At 76.0% G+C, this 761-nt stretch carries 1 protein-coding gene; it reads left to right on the forward strand.

What is annotated here, in order from left to right:
• The coding region (locus WDZ17_RS17370) for an iron-containing redox enzyme family protein (RefSeq protein ID WP_339576432.1) at positions 1–761 on the forward strand (761 nt) is incomplete at both ends.

A 761-nucleotide genomic window follows, 5' to 3' on the forward strand; every position in this document is an offset into this window, starting at 1 on the left:
GGCGCTGGAGGGGGAGCTCGAGCGCGCGCTGCGCGAGGTCGCCGACGTCCCGGCGGGCGTCGCGCCGCAGGACGTGCCGGCGACGCTGTTCGCGATGACCGCCGACGACGGCGGGCCGGGGGGCCTGGCCACCCACATGGCCCGCCGCGCGGACGTGGACCAGTTCCGCGAGCTGGTGGTCCACCGGTCCGTGTACCACCTCAAGGAGGCGGACCCCCACACCTGGGCGATCCCCCGGCTGGCGGGCACCGTCAAGGCCGCGCTGGTCGAGATCCAGGCCGACGAGTACGGGGGCGGGCGTCCCGAGCGCATGCACGCCGCGCTGTTCGCGCGGACCATGCGGCACCTCGGGCTGGACGACACCTACGGCCGCTACGTCGACGACGTGCCGGCGACGACGCTCGTCGGCTCGACGGCCATGGGGCTCTTCGGGCTCAACCGCCGGCTCGTCGGGGCCGTCGTGGGCCACCTCGCCGCCTTCGAGATGACCTCGTCGCTGCCCAACCGTCGCTACGGCGCGGGGATGCGGCGCCTCGGCTTCGACCGTGACGCGACGTGGTTCTTCGACGAGCACGTCGAGGCCGACGCGGTGCACGAGCAGGTCGCCGCCCACGACCTCGCCGGCGGCTTCGTCCGCCAGCACCCCGGGCGGGTCGACGAGGTCCTCCTCGGGGCCGCGGCCGGCCTCGCCCTCGACGACGTCGCGGGCGGGCACCTGCTCGCCAGCTGGGAGGCCGGGCGCTCGTCGCTGCACGACGGGC

It is taken from the genome of Pseudokineococcus basanitobsidens, assembly GCF_037482545.1.
Lineage (GTDB): Bacteria > Actinomycetota > Actinomycetes > Actinomycetales > Quadrisphaeraceae > Pseudokineococcus > Pseudokineococcus basanitobsidens.